Raw genomic sequence first — 21,984 nt, 5'->3', positions numbered from 1 at the left:
TGTTAAAAATGAAACCTCAACGCCCGGTCGTCACCGCCTCGCGTCACGCTAAAACCACATGACTTTCGGCATCTCTCGCACGGAAAACCCCGGTCCGATTCAACGTGATTCGAGAGAGGACAACTGGCTGTGCGCGAACCCCGGTTTTGAAAACGCACAGCTGGGCCTGATGGACGTTGAAGTTATGCGCAGAGCCATTCAGCGACCGTGCGTTACCCCACGCAGTGCGATATCGCCACGGTTTTTACGATGAATTGCGCAGCTGAACTGTCAGAGATCGTCAATTGCCAGCTTTATAAATAGGAGAGAGTTACCGTCCATAGATACGCAGTACAAACTATTATTTTTTTACGTTTTCTTTAATCCGCGTGATCAGACTAACCATGCAACCATGGTTCGAATGCTTCACATACGTGTGCATCCGAACACAAAACAGAAGTTGCCCATGCAGGAGTGAGTGCAATCACACAGACGGCGCAACTCGTACTATTTGCCCAGCGCCATGATCGCCCCCGCGCTTCGACAACGCATAAGGCCGTCGCGTGAATAAAAGCAGTCCGTCATCGGACCAGCCGCCCTGCTCGCGGTATAAAACATTCGGCCCGCAGCGCATTCCGACTGCCTCGCAAACTCACGACCACTCCCTTTATGAATTCGTTAGCGATATATGCGCCATCGCACGGACCGGATGCGAATTCCGATTCGGGCGACAATACGAGCATCGCAACTCCATCGATAACAGGAAAAAGATGCTTCTATCCGAACAATGGGTGCTGGTTACGGGGGGCGCTCGCGGACTCGGCGCGGCGATCACGCGCGCACTGCTGCGCGAAGGTGCGAGTGTGGTCGTCAACTATCGCAACAGCGAAACATCGGCGCTCGCACTGAAAGAGGAATTCGGCAATCGGGTGCTGCCACTTCGAGCGGACGTCACGGACGCGGCCGCCGTCGCGCGCCTGTTTGACAAAGCGCAGTTGCAAACCGGCCAACCCATCGTGTCGGTGGTCAACAACGCGCTGGCCGACTTCCGGTTCGATGGCGATGCTCGCCCGAAAATCGATTCCATCGCCTGGGCGCGTTTCCAGCAGCAACTCGACGGCTCGCTCAAAGGCGCGCTCAACACGATTCAGGCGGCCGTTACCGGCATGCGTTCGCGTGGGTTCGGCCGCATCGTCAACGTGGGCACCAATCTGTTTCAGAACCCCGTCGTTCCCTATCACGACTACACGGCGGCCAAGGCGGCGCTGTTGTCGCTCACGCGCACCGCTGCGCACGACCTCGGTCCGGACGGCATCACGGTGAACATGGTGTCGGGCGGACTGCTGCGCACCACCGACGCGAGCGCGGCCACGCCGGAATTCGTCTTCGACCTGATCGCGAGCTCCACGCCAGTGCGCCGCGTCACGACGCCGGAAGAATTCGCGGATGCGGTTTTGTTCTTCCTGTCGCCATGGTCACGCGCGGTGACCGGCCAGAATCTGATCGTCGACGGCGGCCTCGTAAAGAGCTAGGCGATCTGCTGAACACTCGCTCGCGCTCCCACGCGCGAGCGAGCCGGACCGGGAAGTGTCGCTGCGCACCCACCACGCAGCGGCGCACCCAACACATTCCCGCAGTATCTTTGTCCGAAGCATTTCCACCATCCGTGGCACCGGGCGGGTCTTCGCCACCGTCAAGGCTCCCGCAAGCTTGCCGCGCCAGCCCGCGCACTCAATCGGTAAAAAAACGCGGGTTTACCTTCGTTTGACTTCAGAAGGCAGGCTCGTTTACTGGACGCAAACAAGCCTTCAGGACACTTCCAATTTGCTTTGGTCAGCTGAATAGTGTTCTGCGAATCTCTCCCACTATCTCAGGAGATTGAGCCATGGTTAATGTGTCCAGCAGCGCCGTCGACGAACTGAAAACCGCCATGCGCGGTCAGGTTCTGTTACCCGGCGACGCGACCTTCGACGAAGCACGCAGCATCTGGAACGCGATGATCGACCGGCATCCGGCGATCATCCTGCGTTGCGCGGGCGTTGCCGACGTGCGCCAGGGCGTGGCCTTCGCGCGCGAGAACGGCCTGCCGCTCGCGATTCGCGGCGGCGGCCACAACATCGGCGGCAGCGCATTGTGCAACGACGGAGTCGTGCTCGACCTGTCGCGGATGAAATCGGTGCAGATCGATCCCGCGGCGCGTCGCGCGTATGTCGAACCGGGCGCGACGCTGCGCGATTTTGACCATGAAGCGCAGGCCTTCGGGCTCGCCACGCCGCTTGGCATCAACTCGACCACCGGCGTCGCGGGCCTGACGCTCGGCGGCGGCTTCGGCTGGCTGAGCCGCAGATATGGCATGACCGTGGACAATCTGGTGTCGGCCGACGTCGTCACCGCCGAAGGCGAACTGGTCCACGCAAGCGCCGATTCGCACGAAGACCTGTTCTGGGCGATTCGCGGCGGCGGCGGTAATTTCGGCGTCGTCACGCGCTTCGAGTTCGTCCTGCATCCGGTCGGTCCGCTGGTCTACGGCGGCCTCGTGGTCCTGCCGATCGAGCAGGCAAGGGACGCCCTGCTCAAATACCGCGCGGCGCAATCCGCGATGCCGAAGGAACTGAGCGTGTGGGCCGTACTGCGGCTCGCGCCGCCATTGCCGTTTCTGCCGCCCGAAGTCCACGGCAAGCCGGTGATCGTCTTCGCAATGTGCTATACCGGCGCTGTCGAAAGCGGTCCGTCCACGGTGGAATTCGTACGCGCTTTCGGAACGCCGCTCGGCGAACATCTCGGCCCGATGCCGTATGCCATGTGGCAACAGGCGTTCGACCCGCTGCTCACGCCGGGCGCGCGCAACTACTGGAAATCGCACAATCTGGTCGACATTCCGGATGGCCTCATCGACGCGCTGCTCAACGCGATCGATAACCTGCCGACGCCGCAATGCGAGATTTTCTTCGGGCAGATCGGCGAGCAGACCCGGAGCGTGCCGGTCGAAGCCACCGCCTATTCGAGCCGCGACACGGTGTACGCGATGAACGTGCACGGCCGCTGGGACGATGCGAGCGATGACGAGCGCTGCGTAGGCTGGGCCCGCGCATTTTTCGATGCCGCCGCGCCGTTCGCGCTGGGCAGCGTCTACGTCAACTTCATGACGGAAGAGGAAGGCGGACGCGTCGCCGACGCGTACGGGCCGAACTACGAACGCCTCGTCGCTGTAAAAAACCGCTACGATCCACGCAACCTGTTCCGTCACAACCAGAACATCCGGCCGTCGGTGTAGCAGTGAGCAGGCGGGCGACGGCCGACGGCAATTCGCGCGTGGCCCGCCCACGCGCGCCGCACCCAATACTGAACACGCGCACCGCGGGGTCGGGCACGCTATGTGCTGGTTAGCAATCACCGTACGGGCTTGTCGGCGTCACGCCCTTACCGCCTGAACGTAAACGAACAACGCCGCTTTCATAACACCAATAACGCAAAAGGAAAACAATCATGCGTAGACGACAATTCATCATGACGACCAGCGCCGCGCTCGCCACCGCCGGACTCGGCCTTGCCGGCTGCACGACCACGTCGCCGTCCTCGAGCGCATCGCCTTCGGCCAACGCCGGCAAACGGGACAGCATCAATGCCGGGGTCGATTCCACGCTGTCGCGTCTCTATGAGAACGTCACAGGCTCACGTGAACTGGTGGCCAAGGCGCGCGGCGTTCTGGTGTTCCCGAACGTCATTTCGGCGGGCTTCTGGGTCGGCGGCCAATACGGCGAAGGCGCATTGCGCGTGGGTGGCCGCACGGCGGGTTACTACAGCACCGTTGCGGGCTCGTTCGGTTTGCAGATCGGAGCGCAGTCCAAGGCACTGATCTTCCTATTCATGACGCAAGAAGCACTCGACAAATTCACGAGCAGCCAGGGCTGGGCAGCCGGTGCGGACGCCACCGTCGCTTTGCTGAAGATCGGCGCGAACGGCGCGGTCGATACCTCTACCGCCACCAGCCCGGTCGAAGCCTTTGTGCTGACGAACGGCGGACTGATGGCCGGCGTATCGCTCGAAGGCACCAAGGTTTCGCGTCTGATGATCTGAACGTGAGCGTCCACACGCACTGCCAGACAGCCGCCTCGCCGGCTGTCTGGCATCTCTAACTCGCGCGGAGCGGAAGCTGCCGCCGCGTAATTCGCCTCCCGGTCATCCAGACCGCACTGCTGTAAAATCCGCGCTTTTTGCAATCTTGCCCGGCCACCGCGGCGCCCCAGGCCGGGACACCCTGTCTGCGGACGCGCGTCTCGCTTGCATGCACGCCGTCAGTCCGCACTTCCCACCTCGTTGAAGATGAACACCGCTCGTCCCACTCATGGCTGGCTCGCCACGCTGCCAGGCATCAAAAGCAATGTCCTCGCAGGACTGACCTCGTCGTTCGCGCTGGTGCCGGAATGCATCGCCTTCGCGCTGGTCGCCCATCTCAATCCGTTGATGGGGCTGTACGGCGCCTTCTTCATCTGCGCCATCACGGCGTTATTCGGCGGACGACCTGGCATGATTTCCGGAGCCGCCGGTTCGATGGCGGTGGTCATCGTGGCGCTCGTCGTGCAACACGGCGCGCAATATCTTCTTGCCACCGTGATCCTGAGCGGCATCTTGATGGTCCTGTTCGGTGCTCTGCGGCTCGGCAAACTGATCCGTATGGTCCCGCATCCGGTGATGCTCGGCTTCGTCAACGGACTGGCGATCATCATCGCGATGGCGCAACTCGCACACTTCAGGCAGAGCACGCCGCAAGGCGAGCAATGGCTGCACGGCAGCGCGCTGCTCGTGATGTGCGGACTCGTCGCGCTGACCATGGCGATCGTTTATCTGCTGCCGCGGCTCACGCGCGCGGCGCCGCCCGCGCTGGTGGCGATCGTCGGCGTGGGCCTCTTCACGCACTGGCTGCCTGTGCCGACCCGCACGCTCGGCGACATGGCGCACATTGCGGGCGGCCTGCCGAGTCTGCATATGCCGGGCGTCCCGCTGAATCTGGACACGCTTCATGTGGTGCTGCCCTACGCGGTGCTGATGGCGATTGTCGGTCTGCTGGAAACGCTGCTGACCTTCAATCTGACCGACGAGATCACCGAAACGCGCGGCCAGCCGAATCGTGAATGCGTCGCGCTCGGCGCCGCGAATATCGCCTCGGGTCTGTTCGGCGGCATGGGCGGTTGCGCCATGATCGGCCAGACCATGATCAATCTGAATTCGGGCGGCCGGTCGCGCCTGTCCGGCGTGGTCAGCGGCGTGATGATCCTGATGTACATCCTGTTCCTGTCGCCTCTGATCGAACGCATTCCGCTGGCGGCGCTGGTCGGTGTGATGTTCGTGGTGGCGCAACAGACTTTCGCGTGGGGTTCGCTGCGCGTGCTCGGCAAGGTGCCGCGTAACGACGCGCTGGTGATCGTGGCGGTCAGCGTCATCACCGTGTTTTCCGATCTGGCGATCGCGGTGTTGTGCGGCATCGTGATCGCCGCGCTCAATTTTGCGTGGCAGCACGCTCGTGAAATCCACGCGCATGTCGAAGACCGCGCCGGCGACAAGATTTACGCGCCACGCGGCACGCTGTTTTTCGCATCGGCCACCCGCTTTCACGAGCTTTTCAACCCCGTAGAAGATCCCGAGCGCGTCACCGTCGACTGCCGCGATCTGCTGCTGGCAGATCATTCAGCCTTGGCGGCATTGCAAGCGCTGGTCGAGCGTTATCGAAAAGCCGGCAAGGAATTGAGCATGAAGAACTTGTCCGAACGCAACCAGCGCCTGCTGAGCCGCGCCGGTATCGCGCTAGCCTGACGTACGCTCAGGCGCAGGCCCGCGTCGTTCCGGCAACGTGAACACCCCCGCGGACGCCGCGGCGATTCATGCCACTCTTCGGATTAACGGCGGAACGGGACGGAAAACTTCAGGCTTTGCCGATCGGCTTCGGGCGCAGGGCCAGGACGAGGGTCTGGCAGGCGCGGCTCACGACGCGATGGACGTGGCGGCGCCTTGGTAATCTGATTGCGCGCACGCGAGGTGGGCGACGATTTATTCCACCGGCAGCGTCAGCGAGGCAACTTCGCAGCGCGGCCACTGACGCAGGACGTCAGGCGCCAGCAACAACTTGGCGGCTCGCACGCCCGCGCCCATGACGATCTGGGTCCGCTCCATGACGGCGGCATCGACGAGAATGCGCCAGTCGTCCGGCAGACCGAAGGCCGTGATACCGCCGAACTCCATGCCGCTATGCTCGACCGCTGCTTCCCGTTTGGCGAAAGAAAGCCGCTGCGCGCCCAGCGCCGCCTTCACCGCACCGTTGATGTCGAGCCGCAGCGAACCCAGCGAGACCACCGCCGCATAATGCTCGCCGCCCTCTTTCTTGTAACGGATCACGATCGTGTTCGCGCAGTCTTCCAGACCGAAGCCGTAGCGCGCGCTGAATGCGGCGGTGTCCGACGCGTCGTCGGTGACGGAGAAAACCGTGACGCCTTGCGCCGGCAATTGCTCGACCACATGCGCAGGCAAATGCGCGTCCAATTGTTCCGCTGCAATGACGTCCAGCCGCTGTACGAGTTCGTGCGAGTGCATAGTGAGCAAAGTGTGTGAGGATCCCTGCGCATTCTAACGGCACACCTGGCTCAAGGTGCGCCGACGGTGCCGGCACATGACCGGCACGCATGCGGCGCGCGCCGGTCGCGCTTGTTATAGTGACAGGCACAAGGTTTGCGAAAGGCTTGAACGCGAAGACTGCGGCGAAGCAGCCCGATCTGTCCGCACACACCCGGTCCGCACCCGCCACCTCGAATTGCCCGCGCGGCGCCAGCACCCATTGGGAACACGACCATGGACATCGACACGCTTTCCGCCGAGAACCTCCAGCAAGTGGCCCGCAAACAGGCCAACTGGGCCATCGGCGCCTTCAAACAGTTTGCCGAAGACCGCTGCGCGGCCATGGCCGCCAGCATCGCTTTCTATGCGGCATTCTCGCTTGCGCCCACGCTGGTGATGGTGATCGCCGTGGCCGGCTGGTTCTTCGGCGCCGAAGCCGCGCGCGGCGAGTTGTTCACCCATATCCACGGCTTGCTCGGCGACCAGGCCGCAGCGGGCGTCCAGACGATCGTCGAGAACGCGCATCACAGCGGTAGCGCCGGTGGCGTCGCGGCCGTGATCTCGCTCGTGACGCTGGTGATCGGCGCCTCCGCGACCTTCTCTTCGCTCAATAGCGCACTCAATATAGTCTGGCCGAATACCGGGCCGCGTTCGTCGAGCGTGATGGCACTCGTGCGCGTGCGGCTGATTTCGTTCGGGCTGGTGCTCGGCGTCGCGTTTTTGCTGATCGTGTCGCTCGTGCTCGATACCGTCATCACCTTCGTCGGCAAGTGGCTGTGGGGCGACTCGCCGTATGTCGTGATCGGCAATCTTCTGCAACTCGGCGTCGGCTTGCTCGTGCTGGCGTTCGCTTTCGCGGGCTTGCTCAAGTTTTTGCCGGATGCGCGCGTGCGCTGGCGCGATGCGTTCGTCGGCGGGATAGTCGCGGCCGCGCTGTTTTCGGCGGGCAAAAAGTTGTTCGCGCTGTATCTCGCGCACGCCGGCATGGCCACCTCGTTCGGCGCGGCCGGTTCGCTCGCCGTGCTGCTGATGTGGCTGTACTTCTCCGCCGCCGTGCTGCTGCTCGGTGCGGAATTCTCGGCGGCGCGCGGGCGCATGCATGATCCGCGCGGAGGCTGGGGTATGCAGAACGAGACGCCGCCCGGCAGCCGTGCCAAGCTCGCCTCGGTGCTGGCGGCATCGACTGTTGGCGCGGATGCGGTGCCGCACGCCGATGCGCAAACAGACGAACGCGCCGCGTTGGGCGACGCCGCTCTCACTCCCGCCATGCGCGCTGCGAGGGCCCGCGCGCTGGACGGCGCCGCGCCGGCGGCGACTTTCCAGACGCAAGCCAGAAACCGGCCGTCGGCGCGGGCAACGGCGCTCAAGGTCGGCCGCACGGTCGTGCTCGCCGAAGCGCAAGCGACGCGCATCGCCGCCGTCACATTGATCGAAGCGAGCCGCAAAGCCGTTGCGGCCGATCGCTACGTGAGGCGGCATCCGTGGACTTCAGTGCTGGTGGCGGCGACTGCCGGACTGGCTGCAGCAATGGTCGCGCGCCGCAATACCGATAACAGCGAACGCTAAGACATTCAGTCGCGGGCCGGCTTCATGGGCCGCATCTGCAAGCGCCTGCACGGGTGCGCCTGCTCACAACGACGAAAACCTGTCTAGCCGCTCCGTCAAGCCAGATCTGCTTCGATTCTTATGAAAACGCTACAGAACGAGCCGGGAAATTAGACGACATCATTACATTTAGCCTACAAATCAATGTCGAAAGTGCGCGTATTGGAGCCGTCACTGTCATCAAAACAACAATAATGCTGAGTCAACGAATAAATGTTGCTGAAACAGAAATAATCGTTAACGCGCTTTAAATACAAGGCGTTGCGTGGTCTGTCAGTTTTTGGAGACACTCTTTTTTTTCCAGTTCTTGCCGATTGACCCCGTGAGCTATTCTCCTTTCCGCAACAAAGAAACTAATCATCTGCGTGGAGAAATGGATGAAACGAATCGCACTGTCTACCCTCTCGCTGGCGCTCCTCGGCGTCACTGGCGTGGCACATGCTCAAAGCAGCGTGACCCTGTACGGTTTGATCGACGAATCGATCCAGTACGCTCACAACACGGTTGACGCGAACGGCAAGAACTCGAATCAGGTCGGCCTGGTCGGCGGCAACCTGCAAGGTCCGCGTTTCGGCTTGAAGGGCACGGAAGACCTCGGCGGCGGCCTGAAGGCAATCTTCCAGTTGGAAAACGGCTTTGACGTGAACAACGGCAAGCTGGCTCAAGGCGGCCGTATGTTCGGTCGTCAAGCCTACGTCGGCCTGACGGGTGATCAGTGGGGTACGTTCACGCTGGGTCGTCAATACGACCCGCTGGTCGACCTGGTTCAGCCGCTGACGGCTGACAACTACTTCGGTTCGACCTTCACCACGCCGGGCGACGTCGACAACAACGACAACTCCTCGCGCACGAACAGCGCCATCAAGTACACCTCGCCGGTGTGGGGCGGCTTCCAGTTCGAAGGCATGTACGCTCTGGGCGGCGTGGCTGGCGCAACGGGTTCGGGTCAATCGTGGTCGGGCGCTGCAACCTATGCAACGGGCCCGTTCAGCGTGGCTGCCGGTTATTTCCGCATGGACAACGGCAACACGCTGGCTAGCCGCACCGCCGGCACGCCGCCGACAGCTGGCTGGAACGGCAGCACGTCGGACGGCACGTTCGACAACCAGGTCAACGGCGCATACGCCGCGGCCAAGTCGATCGGCATCGCTTCGGTCGCTGTGCAATATGTCGCAGGCCCGTTCACGGCCAACCTGCGTTACAGCAACGCACAGTACAAGCCGGACGCGAACTCGGGCTTCGGTTCGACCCAGAAGTACAACGTCGGTGGCGCATACCTGGGTTACCAGGCAACGCCGGCAATGCTGGTTGGCGTGGGCTACATCTACACCAAGGCTAGCGGCGATTCGAGCGCAACGTATCACCAGGTTTCCCTGGGCGGCGACTACAACCTGTCGAAGCGCACGGACGTCTACCTGGTCGGCGCATATCAGCACGCAAGCGGTCAGCAACGCACGTCGGCCGGTACGCTGGTCGATGCAGGCGCAGCAATCGGTTCGTACGGCTACAACTCGGCTTCCAGCTCGCAAGAACTGGTCAGCCTGGGCATCCGCCACAAGTTCTAATCGAACTTGACGGACTGCTGAAGCAACACGCAGTTGAAAACCAGCCACAGGCGAAAGCCTGTGGCTGGTTTTTTTTCGTCCTGAGTTCTTTGATGCTTCTCGATGACCCAATGAAAAAGGCCGCCAGCAAGCCCGCTTCAGGCTCCTGACGACCTCTGCTGTACTGCTTCCCGCCGAGCCCGCACTGAGCCCGCACTTCACGCCGGCCCGACGCGCATGCGCCCGCGTCTGTCTTCGGCCTACTTCCGCTGCGCCTTGCCCCTCTCCGCCTGCGCCAACGTCTGCGCGGGCTTTGCGTCGAGTTCATGCTCGATGCCGTCAGCGCCCACCGGCGCGCGATGCAGCACCAGCGCCCGCTCCCGCTGCAACAGCGGCACATTTGGCGATTCCTGCCAGTCCGGATCGGGGATCTCGCCGAACACCTGGCGCAGCCGCTCGCCCCATGTCCGGTGAATCATTTCGAAGTACGCGTTGTCGTGATCGATCGAAACGAAGCGCGTGACGCGCAGCGTGTCCTTCTGGTAGACCAGCAGATCGAGCGGCAGGCCGACCGACAGATTCGAGCGCAGCGTCGAGTCCATGGAGATCAGCGCGCATTTGGCGGCTTCGTCGAGCGGCGTGGACGGCGTCAACACGCGGTCGATGATCGGCTTGCCGTACTTGGCCTCGCCGATCTGGAAATACGGATTGACCGCCGACGCCTCAATAAAATTGCCCGCCGCATAGATCATGAACAGACGCGGCCGGTTGCCCGCGATCTGCCCACCGAGAATGAAGCTGCAATTGAAGTCGACGCCGAATTCCTGCAACGCCTCCGCCTCGCGCTGATGCACGCAACGCACCGCACGGCCGATCACACGGGCGGCGTCGGCCATGGTCGGCGCGCTCCAGAGCGTGGGCTGGGAAGGATCGGTGGGCTCGGACAACTCGTGCAGCACCGCTTGAGTCAGCGACAGATTGCCGGCGCCCAGCAGCGTGAGCATGCGTTCGCCCGGCAACTCGAACACCGACATCTTGCGCGCGGTGCTGATGTGATCGACGCCCGCATTGGTGCGCGTGTCCGAGAGGAACACGAGACCGTCGTCGACGGACATCGCGACACAGTAAGTCATAAGAAAAGGTACCCGCAAAAAAACAACTGAACGGCGCTATTGTAATGCGGCGCGCATGCGCCTCTATCCCGTTATATCCCGTTTATCGGCCGTCGCGGGCCTATTCTGAATGGCGATTGAGGGCTGGCGCTCACTGGCGCCTCCGGAGCCCTTTTGTGAGCCGGCCTCGTTGCGCGTCTACTGCGACTGTTGCCCGCTGACCGTAACGGACACTTTAAGCTGTTCTTCCAGCCCGCCGATACGCCGGCCACGCACCGGCGCGGCGGCTTCGTAGTCGCGCGCGACGGCGAGACGGCAGTAGAGTTCGCTGGCAAACGCCGCATGCGTGACGTCGATGGAAATCCAGCCCTTGCCTTCGACCCACACGTCGACCCACGCATGGCTCGCGCCGTGCGTCACCTCGCCGGGTTCGATATAGCCGCTCACGTAGCGCGCCGGAATGCCGCGCGCGCGGCAGCACGCGAGCATCAGATGCGCGTGGTCCTGACATACGCCGTTGCCGAGTTCGAGCGCCTGGGCCGCCGTGCTGGTGACTTCGGTAATGCCCGGGTTGTACTTCACGCGCTGCACGATCTGTTCGGAGAGCGCGATCAGATTCGCCGAACTGGTCAAGCTCGGCACCGATTCGGCCAGTTCACGGACCGCCGCATCGGCCTCGGTCAAGCGCGTCGAGCAGGTGAAATGCTCGAGCGGAATCGGGCCGACGGCGTCGGGCAAATGGCCGTCGATCAGCGCAATCGTGTCCACTTCGCCGGCCACGTGCAGACGAATCTCGCTATGCGGCTTGTTGATGACCAGCGTGTGCAGCACGTTGCCGTAAGCGTCGAAGGTCGCGTCGAGCTTGCCCGGTGCGTCGATGCTCCAGCGCCGTACGACCTGCGAGGCGCCGCTCGCCGGCGTCAGACGCAGTTGCTGGATCGAATAATGGACAGTCGCTTCGTAGCGATAGGACGTGTCGTGGCGGATCGTCAGGTACATAAAGAAACTCCGTCAGGCGACTGGCAACATCAGATAGGTACGCGCAACCAGATTGCCCAGCTCGAACACGCGAGCGAGGAACTGTGTCAGATAGGCGTGCAGGCCGGCTTCGAAAATCTGCCGGATGTCGGAGTACACGAGTTCGGCGCGCAGCTTGCCGGCGAACCGTTCGCACTGGTTGGAGCCGGAGGTGCGCAGCATCGCCAGATTCACGCAGACGCCTTCGAGCGACGCCAGCAGCGAACGCGGCATCTGCTGATTCAGGATCATCAGTTCGACCACGCGCGCCGGCGTGACGACGTCGCGATACACCTTGCGATAGATCTCCAGCGCCGACACCGAGCTCAGGATCGAGGTCCAGTAATAGAAATCTTCGAGCTGGCGCGCGGCATCGCGTGAATTCGGTTCCACGTCGGCAAAGCGCACGTCGAGAATCCGCGCGGTGTTGTCGGCGCGTTCGAGGAAAGTGCCGAGCTGCGTGAAGAAGAACGCGTCGTCCTGCAGCGCGGTGCCGATCGTCACGCCGCGCGACAGGTGCGAGCGGAACTTGACCCATTCGAACAGCGCGCCCGGATTGCTCGCGGCCTGCCCCGCCGAGGCGCGCTCGTTGAATTCGAGCCACGTGTCGTTGATGGTTTCCCACCACTCGGTCGTCAGCGTGCCGCGCACGGCGCGGGCGTTTTCGCGCGCGGCCTGCAGACACGAATGGATACTCGACGGATTGGTCGCATCGGCCACCATGAAATCGAGCACGTGTTCGCGAGTCGGTTCGTCGTAACGCTGCGCGAAGGCGGTTTCGAGTTCGGAGATGCGCAGCACCGAGCGTTGCGCGCGCGCCTCCTGGTCGGGCGTCTGCGGCAACAGCAGCGCCTTCAGGTTGATATCGAGCATGCGGGCGGTGTTCTCCGCGCGCTCCATGTAGCGGGCCATCCAGAAAAGGTGATCGGCGGTTCGGCTTAGCATGACGGCGTTCCGTATCTGATGACGCGAGGCCTCGTCGAGGTAAAAGGCCCGCGCTGGTTATCCGTGTGCACCGGCGGCGCGCGTGTTGCGTATCACGTGCTGCCCGGCGCGTTGGGTTGCGGGCGCGGTTGCGTGAACCCTGTGCAACCGCATCGGCAACCGCGTCAGTCGACCATCCACGTATCTTTGGTCCCGCCTCCCTGCGACGAATTGACGACGAGCGAGCCCTCCTGCAATGCCACGCGCGTCAGTCCGCCGGCGACCATCGTGACGGTCTTGCCGGACAGCACGAACGGCCGCAAGTCGATATGGCGCGGCGCGATGCCGGCTTCGACGAAGGTCGGACAGGCGGAGAGCGCGAGCGTGGGCTGCGCGATGTAGCCCGCGGGACGCGCGATCAACCGCTCACGGAAGGATTCGATTTCGGCTTTCGTCGAAGCCGGTCCGACGAGCATGCCGTAGCCGCCCGCGCCGTGCACTTCCTTGACCACCAGTTCCGGCAGATGCGCGAGCGTGTACGCCAGGTCATCCGGCTTGCGGCACTGGAACGTGGGCACGTTGTTGAGAATCGGCTTCTCACCGAGGTAAAACTCGATCATTTCCGGCACGTACGGGTAGATCGATTTGTCGTCGGCGATGCCGGTGCCCATCGCGTTCGCGAGCGCGACGCGGCCCGCGCGATACGCGGTCAGCAAACCGGGCACGCCGAGCGCCGAGTCGTTGCGGAAGGCGAGCGGATCGAGAAAATCATCGTCGACGCGGCGGTAGATCACGTCGACGCGCTTCGGCCCTTGCGTCGTACGCATGAACACATAGTTGTCGTCGACGAACAGATCCTTGCCTTCCACCAGTTCCACGCCCATCTGCTGCGCGAGGAAGGTGTGCTCGAAATACGCGGAGTTGTACATGCCCGGCGTGAGCACCACCACGACCGGATCGTCGACGCCTTCGGGCGCGACTGAGCGCAGCGTATCGAGTAGCAGATCGGGGTAATGCGCGACCGGCGCAATGCGGTTCTGCACGAACAGCTCGGGGAAAAGCCGCATCATCATCTTGCGGTTTTCGAGCATATAGGAAACGCCCGACGGCACCCGCAGGTTGTCTTCGAGCACGTAGAACTCGCCCTCGTCGCCCGCTCGCACCACGTCGACGCCGGCGATATGCGCGTAAACACCGAGCGGCACATTCACGCCCTGCATTTCAGGCCGGTATTGCGCGTTGGTGTAGACCTGCTCGGCCGGAACGATGCCGGCGCGCACGATATTGCGATCGTGATAGACGTCGTGGATGAACAGATTGAGCGCCTGCACGCGCTGACGCAAACCGGCCTCCAGCGTCTGCCATTCACCGCGCGGAATGATGCGCGGAATCAGGTCGAATGGGATCAACCGCTCGGTGCCGGACAGGTCGCCGTTCACCGCGAAGGTGATGCCGACCCGGCGAAACAGCAGGTCGGCTTCCGCACGCTTGCGTGCGATCGCCTCGTTGCCCTGCTTCACCAGCCACCGCTCAAAGCGCGCGTAGTGTGGCCGCACGGCATCGTCATGATGACGCATCTCGTCATAGCATCGCATGTCACGCCCCGCTCTTGTTGTCGGATAGAAGGCGAATGCGCTGCGCATTCGGTGTTCGACAATCGATCAAGCAAGCGCTATGCCATTGAGCTTTCTGCGTACTAAAGCGCCTGCATGCACGCGAATAGCGCATCCCGGCCGGCATGGCTTCGCTGTCATCGTACTGCGGCGGCCCATGATGCGCTAGTACAGTGCATGTGCGGCGCGGCGGTGCACGGACAAAGCCGGTCATGTGAGGCATCCGGCGAAATCGCAATACGCCGCGTACGCATAAAAAATCCCCGTGGATTCTCACCCACGGGGATTCGGACAACGTGTACCGCGGATCGAACCGAGGGCATGCGCCTCGATTCGCCTCAAGCGTCAACCATTGTTAAAACAGCGGCAACGCGTGAGGCTCGATCAGCCCGCAGCAGCGTCTTTCAGCTTCTTCAGCGGACGTGCCTTGATGCGCACGCTAGCCGGCTTGGCCGGGAACCAACGCTCTTCGCCCGAGAACGGGTCTTTGCCGAAGCGCTTCTTCTTCGCCGGGACAGCTTGCACGACGATCTTCAGAAGACCCGACAGCGTGAATTCGCCAGCGCCCTTCTTATGCACGGCGCCGAGGATCGTGTCTTCGAGCGCGGCCAGAACAGCCTTGGCGGTTTTCGGTTCCACAGCAGCGCGTTCAGCGACGTGTGCAGCCAGCGAGGCCTTCGTGAAGGTGTCCTTGATCGGCGACGGAGCGCTGGACGCCTTCACGGCGACCTTCTTAGCTGCGACGGCCTTCTTCGCAGGAACTTTCTTTGCAGCAACCTTCTTGGCGGGTACCGGGGCAGCAGCCTTCTTGGCCACCTTTTTTGCGGAAGTCGGCATGTTTCTCCTACCTGTTGTGGTCAGTGAATTGCACGAAGCGCACACCGTATGCGCACGCTTCAACGCCGGATTCTACAAGCGCTAATACGATTTGCGCGACTCTTTTATGTATAACAGCGAAGGTTTGTTGCGCGGCGCAGACTGCGCAACACATTTTGATGCTTGTTTTAGCGGGTAAACATGCGTCGGCGAGCCTGGCAACACCAACACGTAACGTACGTTACAAGTCATTTCGATGCATGAATAACGGCACTTTCTGCGCCTGAGCATCGCCGACGGATCGCTCGATGATCGAGAAAAACACTTCATGGCTCGCTCGCCGCGCACTTTCACGCGGCAGAAAAAACACGCCCCCTGCAGCGAAAAACGCTGCAGGGGGCGGCCAATCTCGCCCTGCGACAGAAAATCGCGGGGGGCGTCAAAACACTTTTACTGCCGGTTGACGTGTTTGAGATCGTGTTCGCTTTCCTTCACGTGAGCCCAATACTCGTTCTCGTCGCGCGCCATGCCGAGCTCGCCATTGCGATAGGCCATCGCCAGCGCGAGATTGGCCTCGGGTAACTCCGCATTGGCTGCGCGCGTGAGCCATTGAAGCGCTAATGCGTCGTCGTGCGGCAGCGTCGCGCCGAAGCGATACTCGTTGGCAAGCTGGAATTGCGCGAGCGGCAAGCCCGCTTGCGCCGCCTGTTCAAGCCAGCGAATCGCCGCGCCGGCGTCGCGCGCCACGCCATAGCCGTTGCGATAGAGCGTCGCCAGATCGTAGGCCGCCTGCGCATCGCGTGAATCATGCGACGCCGCCAGCGTCAGCCAACGACGGCTTTCCACGTAGTCCGGCGCGACGCCGGGCAACCCGCGCAACAGCAGATGCCCGAGCGTGGCACGCGCACGCGGAGCGCCCTCGTGCGCAAGCCGGCGATAGCGCTCGACGCCTTCGCGTTGCTCGTCGATCCGCGGCGAACTCACCAGCACGTCCGCGAGCGCTTCGCGCGCCGCCGCGTTGCCGAACGCGGACGTCAGCCGCAATTGCCACAGCGGCCAAGCCGTGTGCGTCGCCGTGCCTTGCATTTGCCAGTCGTCGATCTGCACGCTGGACACGCGCGTGGCCGCCACCGTGGCGAACGTCCCGGCGCAGATCGTCACGGCCGCCGCCAGCGTCAAAGCGAAGCGCGCGTTCATTGATTGAGGTCCACGGAGTAGACCGCGAGCCCCTTGCCGGTGCCGTCGTCGGCCTGGATCTGCGCGACGTTGGTAATGCCGTTGGCCTGCGCGAGCGCCGTCAGGTTCGGCGCCGACAGGAAGGTCACCGGACCGGCCGTCGCCACCTTCGTGAAGCGCCAGCTACGATCGCTGCCGTTGCTCGCCGCCTTGATGGCCTGCACTTTCTTGATGTAGGCGATCAGCACGTCGCGGCTCGCGTCCGGCGACGCGTAAATCGTCTTGCTGCCGTCGAGCCCCGGGAAATTCCCGCCGCCGCTCGCGCGATAGTTGTTGGTGGCGACGATGAACGACTGCGTATCCGAAATCGCCGCGCCCTGATATTTCAGGTTGCGAATCCGGCTGCCGACCGCCTGCGTGACGTCGATTTCGTAGCTGAAATCCTTCGACGTGATCATGTCGAAGTTATAACCGGGATACGTGCTGACGAGCGCCTGCGAAGCGGTGTTCGCGGGGTCGATCTGGTTGAAACGCTTCGCCGCGGTTTCGAGCCAGGCCTTCAGATCGGCGCCCGTCACCTTCACCGCGTAGATCGTGTTCGGGTACAGGTAGAGGTCCGCGGCGTTGTTGATCGCCACGTTGCCTTGCGCGACGTCGGTGAAATCGTTACCGCCGCCGAAGCCGCTCTTGAACGGCGCGCTCACCGAGAGAACCGGAATGCCCGCATATTGCGGCAGATTCGCGTTGATGTAGTCCTGCGTGTAGGCCGCTTGCGCCTGGTTCACGATCTCGATCGCCGACACGTCGCCCACATCCGCGAAGTAAGTGGTCATGCGGAAATCGGTCGTGCCGATCGGCGTTTTCACGTAGTTGATGGTCGCGGCGTGTTCGGCGGCGATCGCCTGCGAGATCGACGGATCGACGGCGACGTAGCTTTTATCCGCGTTCTGGATCGAGCGTGCTTCCGCGGTGCTCGAGGTGCGGTCCACCGTCCACGTGCCGTTCGTGTAGTTCAACGCGAGCTTGATCACGCCGAGATGCTTGCCCCAGAAATTCGCCATCACGGTCGGCACGCCGTTGACGGTGCCCTTCACCTTGTCGACGCCCGGCAGATTGAATTGCGTGACGGTGCTGTTTTTATCGGGGAAAACCTGGTGCGAGTGGCCGATCAGCATCGCGTCGATGCCGGCCACTTTCGACAAATAGTAGCTGCCGTTTTCCATCGACGGCGAATAGGTCGAGTTATCGAGGCCGCCATGCGACATCGCCACGATGATCTGCGCGCCCTTCGCCTTCATTTCCGGCACGTACTTCGACGCGCTTTCCACGAGGCCTTGCGTATAGACGTTGCCGTCGAGCCAGCGCTTGTCCCACGCCATGATCGCGGGCGGCGTGAAGCCGATCACGCCGATCTTCACCGGCGCGCTGACGGTCTTGCCGTCGGGTGTCGTGGCCGTGATCGTGCGTTCGAGGATCGTGTACGGCTTGAAGATCGGCTGCTGCGATTTCGCGCCGAGCACGTTGGAGAGCACCAGCGGAAAGTTCGGCCCCGCGCAGGCCGGCTGCGAAGCGACCGGGCTCATGTTCGGCACATCGAACGCACTGCCGGTGACTTGCGCGAGAAACGGCAGGCCGTAGTTGAATTCATGATTGCCGATCGTGCCGGCATCGTACTTCAGCAGATTCATGACCTTGTAGACGCCGAGCGTGGTCTTGCAATCGACCGGCGCGACTTGCGCCTGATAATCAGCGAGCGCGGTGCCCTGGATCGTGTCGCCGTCGTCGAGCAACAGCGTGTTGGGAAATTCCTTGCGCGCCGCCGCGATCAGCGTCGCCGTACGCTCCAGACCGAGCGACTTGTCTTCCGCCAGCTTGTAGTAGTCGTAGCTCAGCAGATTGGTATGGATGTCGGTGGTTTCCAGCAACGCGAGCGTCGCGGTCGTGCCGTTCGCCACTTGCGGCGCAGGCGTGTCCACGCTGCTGCTGCACGCCGTGATACCCACGGCGATACCGATCGCGCTCAGCGCACCCAGGGTTCCCACCGCGCCGATCGCGCCACGCGCGCGCAGCCGCTTGCCCGCCATCAAGGTCACTCGCATCCTTACCGCCCTCCGGTTTGTTGTGTTGTCATGCCGGTCCATCGGGCCGGCTCTGCCTTACAAACAATTACAGAGGCGCAAGCGTACGGTGGCTTTATGACAATGATTTGTATGGCATCGGATAGCTATAAGTAATCTGCACGCGCGGATCGCGGGCCTATTGCGCGAGCCGCGGCAGGATGCCGGCGAGCTTCGTGAGCGCGGCATCGATATGCTCGACCGCGATATTGCCGTAGCCGAACATCAGGCCCGGCTGCGCCTTCGCGCGCACATGAAACCGCGCGAGTCCATACAGGCCGATCGATGCTTCACGCGCCGCGCTCACCACCGCTTCTTCCGTCAGCGGCGCCTTCAGACGCGCCGCCATGTGGATGCCGGCCGTCGGCACGATCGGATCGAACCAGGGCGCGAGACCGCCGTGCAGATGATCGAGCAGCATCGCGCGGCGCGCCGCATAGGTCTTGTGCATGCGCCGCAGATGCTTGGCGAATTCACCGTTGAGCATGAACGACGCGAGCGCCGTTTGCGTCAGCGTGCAGCCGTGCCAGTCGCCGATCTGGCGCGCCTTGATGAGCGCACCGTAGAGCGAGGCCGGCGGCACCACATAGCCGACGCGCAGCTCGGGAAAGATCGTCTTCGAAAACGTGCCGACATAGGCGACGAGTCCGGCGCGGTCGAGACTTTTCAGCGGCTCCATCGGCCGGCCTTCGAAACGGTACTCGCAGTCGTAGTCGTCCTCGATGATCACCGCGCCGCGTTTCTGCGCCCATTCGAGCAGTTCCACGCGCCGCTCGAGGCTCATCGGCATGCCGAGCGGAAACTGATGCGAGGGCGTCACGTAGACGAGCCGCGCCTTGTCCGGCAGCTTGCTGACGATCAGGCCTTCAGCGTCCACCGGCACGGGCACCACGCGCGCGCCGGTGGCCTTCAGGCACGCCTGCGCCGGCGTATAGCCAGGATCCTCGATCGCCGCGACTTCGCCCGTACGCAAGGTGATGCGTGCCAGCAGATCGAGCGCGTGCTGCGCGCCTTGCGTGACGATCACGTCTTCCCAGTTGCTTGCGACGGCGCGGTTGAAGGCCAGATAGCGCGAGATTGCGAGGCGCAGCTCCTGCTCGCCGGCCGTGTCGCGATAGATGCCGGGGCCGCGCGCCTGGGCACGCAACGCGTGGTTCACGCAGCGGCGCCAGACGTCGAAGGGAAACAGCGTCTTGTCGGTCGCGCCGCCGACGAAGTCTTGCGGCGACGCCACCGAAGGCCTCGGCAGGGGCAGGCTCTCGGGCATCTCGTCCCACAGCGGCTGGGCGCGCGCGGCAGCCTTCGCCTTGGCCCGCTCGCGCGACGACTCCGCGGCCCGCGCATGCGCGGAGCGCTCCACCGGCAGACGCTCCAGACCGTCGGCGACGAAGGTGCCCGAGCCGCCGCGCGCGCTCAGATAGCCTTCGGAGAGCAGCCGCTCGAACACGTCGAGCGTGGTCTTGCGCGACACGCCCAGTTGCGTGGCGAGGTCGCGCGTGGACGGCAGACGCGTGCCGCCCGCAAGGCGTCCTTCGAGAATACCCGCGCGCAACTGGCGATAGATCTGGCCGGACAGATCGTGATGACCTTCTACCGCGATATGGATTTCCATCCGGGTGGCTACCTTGGGTGTTTGGGAAACGGTTGCTTGGGAAGACCAATTGCAACCGTTAGCTTACCTCCGGCAGTGCCATCCGACGGACGCTTTGAACACTTCAGCGCGCGCGGCGCTTCCCGATGCAAAAATGGCGCGCCTTGCGTTGCGAGGCGCGCCATTCTGTTTTACCGGCGCACGTCATGGCGTGCGCCTCGTTCGTCAACCCGAGCGTGATTACTCCACCACCACCCCATTCAATGCCGCCGTTTGCCGCGCGCTCTCACGCGCCTCGTCGCTGCAACGCTGATGTTCACGTGAGAGCTTGCGCATCAACGGCAGCAGCAGAACCGCCACCAGCGCGCCCACCGCCGCGAGCCAGCCGAGGCCTGTAAACAGCTTGGTGTACAGCGGCAACGATTCCAGCGGATCCATATCGCCCGCCGGCATCTGTGCGAAATTCGCCACCACGCTGCCCAGATATTGCGACACGCCGGTCGCCACGAAGTACGCGCCCATCATGAAGCCGCTCATGCGCGCCGGCACGTAGCGCGCGATCATTGCGAGCCCCAGGCCGCTCACCAGCAATTCGCCGAGCGAATACAGGCCGTAGCCGCCCACCATGAACCACGACGACACGCGCCCGTTCACCGCGTAGTTGCCGCTTGCCGCATAGACGAAGAAACCGGCCGCGACCACGGCGAAACCGAACGCATATTTCACCGCCACCGGCACGTCCTTGCCGCTCTTCGCGAGCTTCGTATACAGCAGCGCGAGCAGCGGGCTCAGCAGCATGATCCAGATCGGGTTGAGCGCCTGGAACTGCGCGGCGCTCCATGTGAACCACGTCTGGCCGAACAGAATGAAACGCGGATCGACGTTGCGCAGCGCGAACAGCGTGAGCGACGTCGACATCTGCACGTAGAAGACGAAGAACAGGATCACCTGCGCCGTCAGGATCAACGCGGCGACCAGCCCGGAGCGCTCCGAGCGCTCGCACTTCATCAGCATGTAGCCGAAGATCGCCAGAATCGCGACGCCCGCCGTGTACACGCAGGCCACCGCGATCGCCTTATGCTGCAGCACGAACATGGTCGTAGCGCCGAGCGCGAGACCGCCCAGCGCCACCGCGCCGACGCGCTTCCAGCGCACCGGTTCGGCGTCCGGCGCGGAGCCGATATGCGCGAGCGTGCGGAACATGATGAAGTAGTTCAGCACCGACAACAGCATCCCCGCGCAGCAAACGGCGAAGGCCGTATGCCAGCCCCAATGGTCCTTGATCCACGGCGTGGCGAGCATCGACACCGTCGAGCCGATGTTGACCGCCATGTAGTAGATCGTGAACGCGCTGTCAATGCGCGCCTCGTCGCCTTCATAGATACGGCGCACCAGATTCGCGGCGTTGGCCTTGAAGAGGCCGTTGCCCACCACGATCACGCCGAGCGACGCGTACATATAGGCGAGCTGGTCATTGGGCAGCGCCAGCATGAAATAGCCGACGGACAGCACGCCGGCGCCGAAGATCATCGTGCGCCGCGCGCCGAGAATCTTGTCGCCGATCCACCCGCCGATCGACGGCGACGCGTACACCAGCGCCGTGAACGCGCCCCACGTGAGCGTGGCGTGGCTGTCGGTGAACTGCAGCTTGTCGATCATGAACAGCACCAGCAGCGCGGCCATGCCGTAATAGCCGAAGCGCTCCCACATCTCGATCAGAAAGACCGTCGAAAACGAACGGGTCTGCGAGACGTGTGCGCCCGCCGGATTGGATGAATTCATCGTGTACCTCTTGTTCAAACGGTTGCGGCGTCGCGCGAACTGGCCGCGCGGCGCGTGAAACGGAAGCTGGAAAGACAGTCGGCAAAGCGCGCACCATCACGT

At 63.1% G+C, this 21,984-nt stretch carries 16 protein-coding genes; 6 read left to right on the top strand and 10 right to left on the bottom strand.

From position 1 onward, the window contains the following. The first annotated feature begins 749 nt into the window (after positions 1–749). The 4 genes from B0G73_RS01115 to B0G73_RS01100 all read left to right on the top strand — a co-directional run bounded on the left by B0G73_RS01115 (position 750) and on the right by B0G73_RS01100 (position 5,790). Complete coding sequence (locus tag B0G73_RS01115; protein ID WP_106277102.1) at positions 750–1,511, top strand: 3-oxoacyl-ACP reductase; 762 nt, start codon at positions 750–752, stop codon at positions 1,509–1,511. A gap of 353 nt (positions 1,512–1,864) precedes the next feature. Further along, positions 1,865–3,253 (top strand): FAD-binding oxidoreductase, encoded by a 1,389-nt coding sequence (locus tag B0G73_RS01110; protein ID WP_106277100.1) that lies wholly within the window; start codon positions 1,865–1,867, stop codon positions 3,251–3,253. A gap of 212 nt (positions 3,254–3,465) precedes the next feature. Then, complete coding sequence (locus B0G73_RS01105; protein WP_106277098.1) at positions 3,466–4,056, top strand: YSC84-related protein; 591 nt, start codon at positions 3,466–3,468, stop codon at positions 4,054–4,056. Between the two features lie 246 nt (positions 4,057–4,302). Then, complete coding sequence (locus B0G73_RS01100) at positions 4,303–5,790, top strand: SulP family inorganic anion transporter (RefSeq protein WP_106277097.1); 1,488 nt, start codon at positions 4,303–4,305, stop codon at positions 5,788–5,790. Positions 5,791–6,024: 234 nt separating this feature from the next. Here B0G73_RS01100 and B0G73_RS01095 read toward each other — a convergent pair whose 3' ends face one another. After that, positions 6,025–6,564: a YbaK/EbsC family protein gene (locus B0G73_RS01095; RefSeq protein ID WP_106277095.1), complete on the bottom strand. Its 540-nt coding sequence runs from the start codon at positions 6,562–6,564 to the stop codon at positions 6,025–6,027. A 255-nt stretch (positions 6,565–6,819) separates the two neighbouring features. On the opposite strand from B0G73_RS01095, the gene B0G73_RS01090 reads away from it, so the two are divergent. Together B0G73_RS01090 and B0G73_RS01085 are read left to right on the top strand one after the other, a co-directional pair. Then, positions 6,820–8,151, top strand: a complete 1,332-nt coding sequence (locus tag B0G73_RS01090; RefSeq protein ID WP_106277093.1) for a YihY/virulence factor BrkB family protein — start codon at positions 6,820–6,822, stop codon at positions 8,149–8,151. 416 nt (positions 8,152–8,567) lie between these two features. Continuing rightward, positions 8,568–9,755, top strand: a complete 1,188-nt coding sequence (locus B0G73_RS01085) for a porin (RefSeq protein WP_106277091.1) — start codon at positions 8,568–8,570, stop codon at positions 9,753–9,755. A 239-nt stretch (positions 9,756–9,994) separates the two neighbouring features. On the opposite strand, the gene B0G73_RS01080 is transcribed toward B0G73_RS01085, so the two are convergent. The 9 genes from B0G73_RS01080 to B0G73_RS01040 all read right to left on the bottom strand — a co-directional run bounded on the left by B0G73_RS01080 (position 9,995) and on the right by B0G73_RS01040 (position 21,882). After that, the gene (locus B0G73_RS01080) at positions 9,995–10,867 is read right to left on the bottom strand and encodes a proteasome-type protease (RefSeq protein WP_106277090.1); all 873 of its coding nucleotides are present in this window, start codon (positions 10,865–10,867) and stop codon (positions 9,995–9,997) included. Positions 10,868–11,044: 177 nt separating this feature from the next. After that, positions 11,045–11,845 carry a transglutaminase family protein gene (locus tag B0G73_RS01075; protein WP_106277088.1) on the bottom strand — a complete coding sequence of 267 codons (801 nt, stop codon included), beginning with the start codon at positions 11,843–11,845 and terminating at the stop codon, positions 11,045–11,047. A 12-nt stretch (positions 11,846–11,857) separates the two neighbouring features. Beyond that, positions 11,858–12,808, bottom strand: coding sequence for an alpha-E domain-containing protein (locus B0G73_RS01070; RefSeq protein WP_106277087.1), 951 nt, complete (start codon positions 12,806–12,808; stop codon positions 11,858–11,860). Positions 12,809–12,972: 164 nt separating this feature from the next. Further along, a complete protein-coding gene (locus B0G73_RS01065) occupies positions 12,973–14,382 on the bottom strand; it encodes a circularly permuted type 2 ATP-grasp protein (RefSeq protein ID WP_012426335.1) in 1,410 nt (469 codons plus the stop codon). Between the two features lie 402 nt (positions 14,383–14,784). Next, entirely contained in the window at positions 14,785–15,237 is a 453-nt protein-coding gene (locus tag B0G73_RS01060; protein ID WP_035559188.1) for an HU family DNA-binding protein, read from the bottom strand. Between the two features lie 429 nt (positions 15,238–15,666). After that, positions 15,667–16,413, bottom strand: a complete 747-nt coding sequence (locus tag B0G73_RS01055; protein WP_106277085.1) for a tetratricopeptide repeat protein — start codon at positions 16,411–16,413, stop codon at positions 15,667–15,669. Beyond that, complete coding sequence (locus B0G73_RS01050) at positions 16,410–18,491, bottom strand: bifunctional 2',3'-cyclic-nucleotide 2'-phosphodiesterase/3'-nucleotidase (RefSeq protein WP_106277083.1); 2,082 nt, start codon at positions 18,489–18,491, stop codon at positions 16,410–16,412. The genes B0G73_RS01055 and B0G73_RS01050 overlap by 4 nt, the downstream gene beginning before the upstream one ends. A 157-nt stretch (positions 18,492–18,648) precedes the next feature. After that, entirely contained in the window at positions 18,649–20,121 is a 1,473-nt protein-coding gene (locus tag B0G73_RS01045; protein ID WP_106277082.1) for a PLP-dependent aminotransferase family protein, read from the bottom strand. Between the two features lie 219 nt (positions 20,122–20,340). Next, a complete protein-coding gene (locus B0G73_RS01040) occupies positions 20,341–21,882 on the bottom strand; it encodes a peptide MFS transporter (RefSeq protein ID WP_106277080.1) in 1,542 nt (513 codons plus the stop codon). Between the last annotated feature and the right edge of the window lie 102 nt (positions 21,883–21,984).

The sequence above is a fragment of the Paraburkholderia sp. BL25I1N1 genome, from assembly GCF_003002025.1.
GTDB lineage: Bacteria > Pseudomonadota > Gammaproteobacteria > Burkholderiales > Burkholderiaceae > Paraburkholderia.
The sequence above is the reverse complement of the archived record's forward strand: the minus strand, read 5'-3'. Positions and strand labels throughout refer to the sequence as shown.

Excerpts from the sequence above, each read along its gene's own strand:
- B0G73_RS01115 (WP_106277102.1), top strand. The coding sequence starts at position 750 with ATGCTTCTATCCGAACAATGGGTGCTGGTTACGGGGGGCGCTCGCGGA.
- B0G73_RS01110 (WP_106277100.1), top strand. The coding sequence starts at position 1,865 with ATGGTTAATGTGTCCAGCAGCGCCGTCGACGAACTGAAAACCGCCATG.
- B0G73_RS01105 (WP_106277098.1), top strand. The coding sequence starts at position 3,466 with ATGCGTAGACGACAATTCATCATGACGACCAGCGCCGCGCTCGCCACC.
- B0G73_RS01100 (WP_106277097.1), top strand. The coding sequence starts at position 4,303 with ATGAACACCGCTCGTCCCACTCATGGCTGGCTCGCCACGCTGCCAGGC.
- B0G73_RS01095 (WP_106277095.1), bottom strand. The coding sequence starts at position 6,564 with ATGCACTCGCACGAACTCGTACAGCGGCTGGACGTCATTGCAGCGGAA.
- B0G73_RS01090 (WP_106277093.1), top strand. The coding sequence starts at position 6,820 with ATGGACATCGACACGCTTTCCGCCGAGAACCTCCAGCAAGTGGCCCGC.
- B0G73_RS01085 (WP_106277091.1), top strand. The coding sequence starts at position 8,568 with ATGAAACGAATCGCACTGTCTACCCTCTCGCTGGCGCTCCTCGGCGTC.
- B0G73_RS01080 (WP_106277090.1), bottom strand. The coding sequence starts at position 10,867 with ATGACTTACTGTGTCGCGATGTCCGTCGACGACGGTCTCGTGTTCCTC.
- B0G73_RS01075 (WP_106277088.1), bottom strand. The coding sequence starts at position 11,845 with ATGTACCTGACGATCCGCCACGACACGTCCTATCGCTACGAAGCGACT.
- B0G73_RS01070 (WP_106277087.1), bottom strand. The coding sequence starts at position 12,808 with ATGCTAAGCCGAACCGCCGATCACCTTTTCTGGATGGCCCGCTACATG.
- B0G73_RS01065 (WP_012426335.1), bottom strand. The coding sequence starts at position 14,382 with ATGCGATGCTATGACGAGATGCGTCATCATGACGATGCCGTGCGGCCA.
- B0G73_RS01060 (WP_035559188.1), bottom strand. The coding sequence starts at position 15,237 with ATGCCGACTTCCGCAAAAAAGGTGGCCAAGAAGGCTGCTGCCCCGGTA.
- B0G73_RS01055 (WP_106277085.1), bottom strand. The coding sequence starts at position 16,413 with ATGAACGCGCGCTTCGCTTTGACGCTGGCGGCGGCCGTGACGATCTGC.
- B0G73_RS01050 (WP_106277083.1), bottom strand. The coding sequence starts at position 18,491 with ATGCGAGTGACCTTGATGGCGGGCAAGCGGCTGCGCGCGCGTGGCGCG.
- B0G73_RS01045 (WP_106277082.1), bottom strand. The coding sequence starts at position 20,121 with ATGGAAATCCATATCGCGGTAGAAGGTCATCACGATCTGTCCGGCCAG.
- B0G73_RS01040 (WP_106277080.1), bottom strand. The coding sequence starts at position 21,882 with ATGAATTCATCCAATCCGGCGGGCGCACACGTCTCGCAGACCCGTTCG.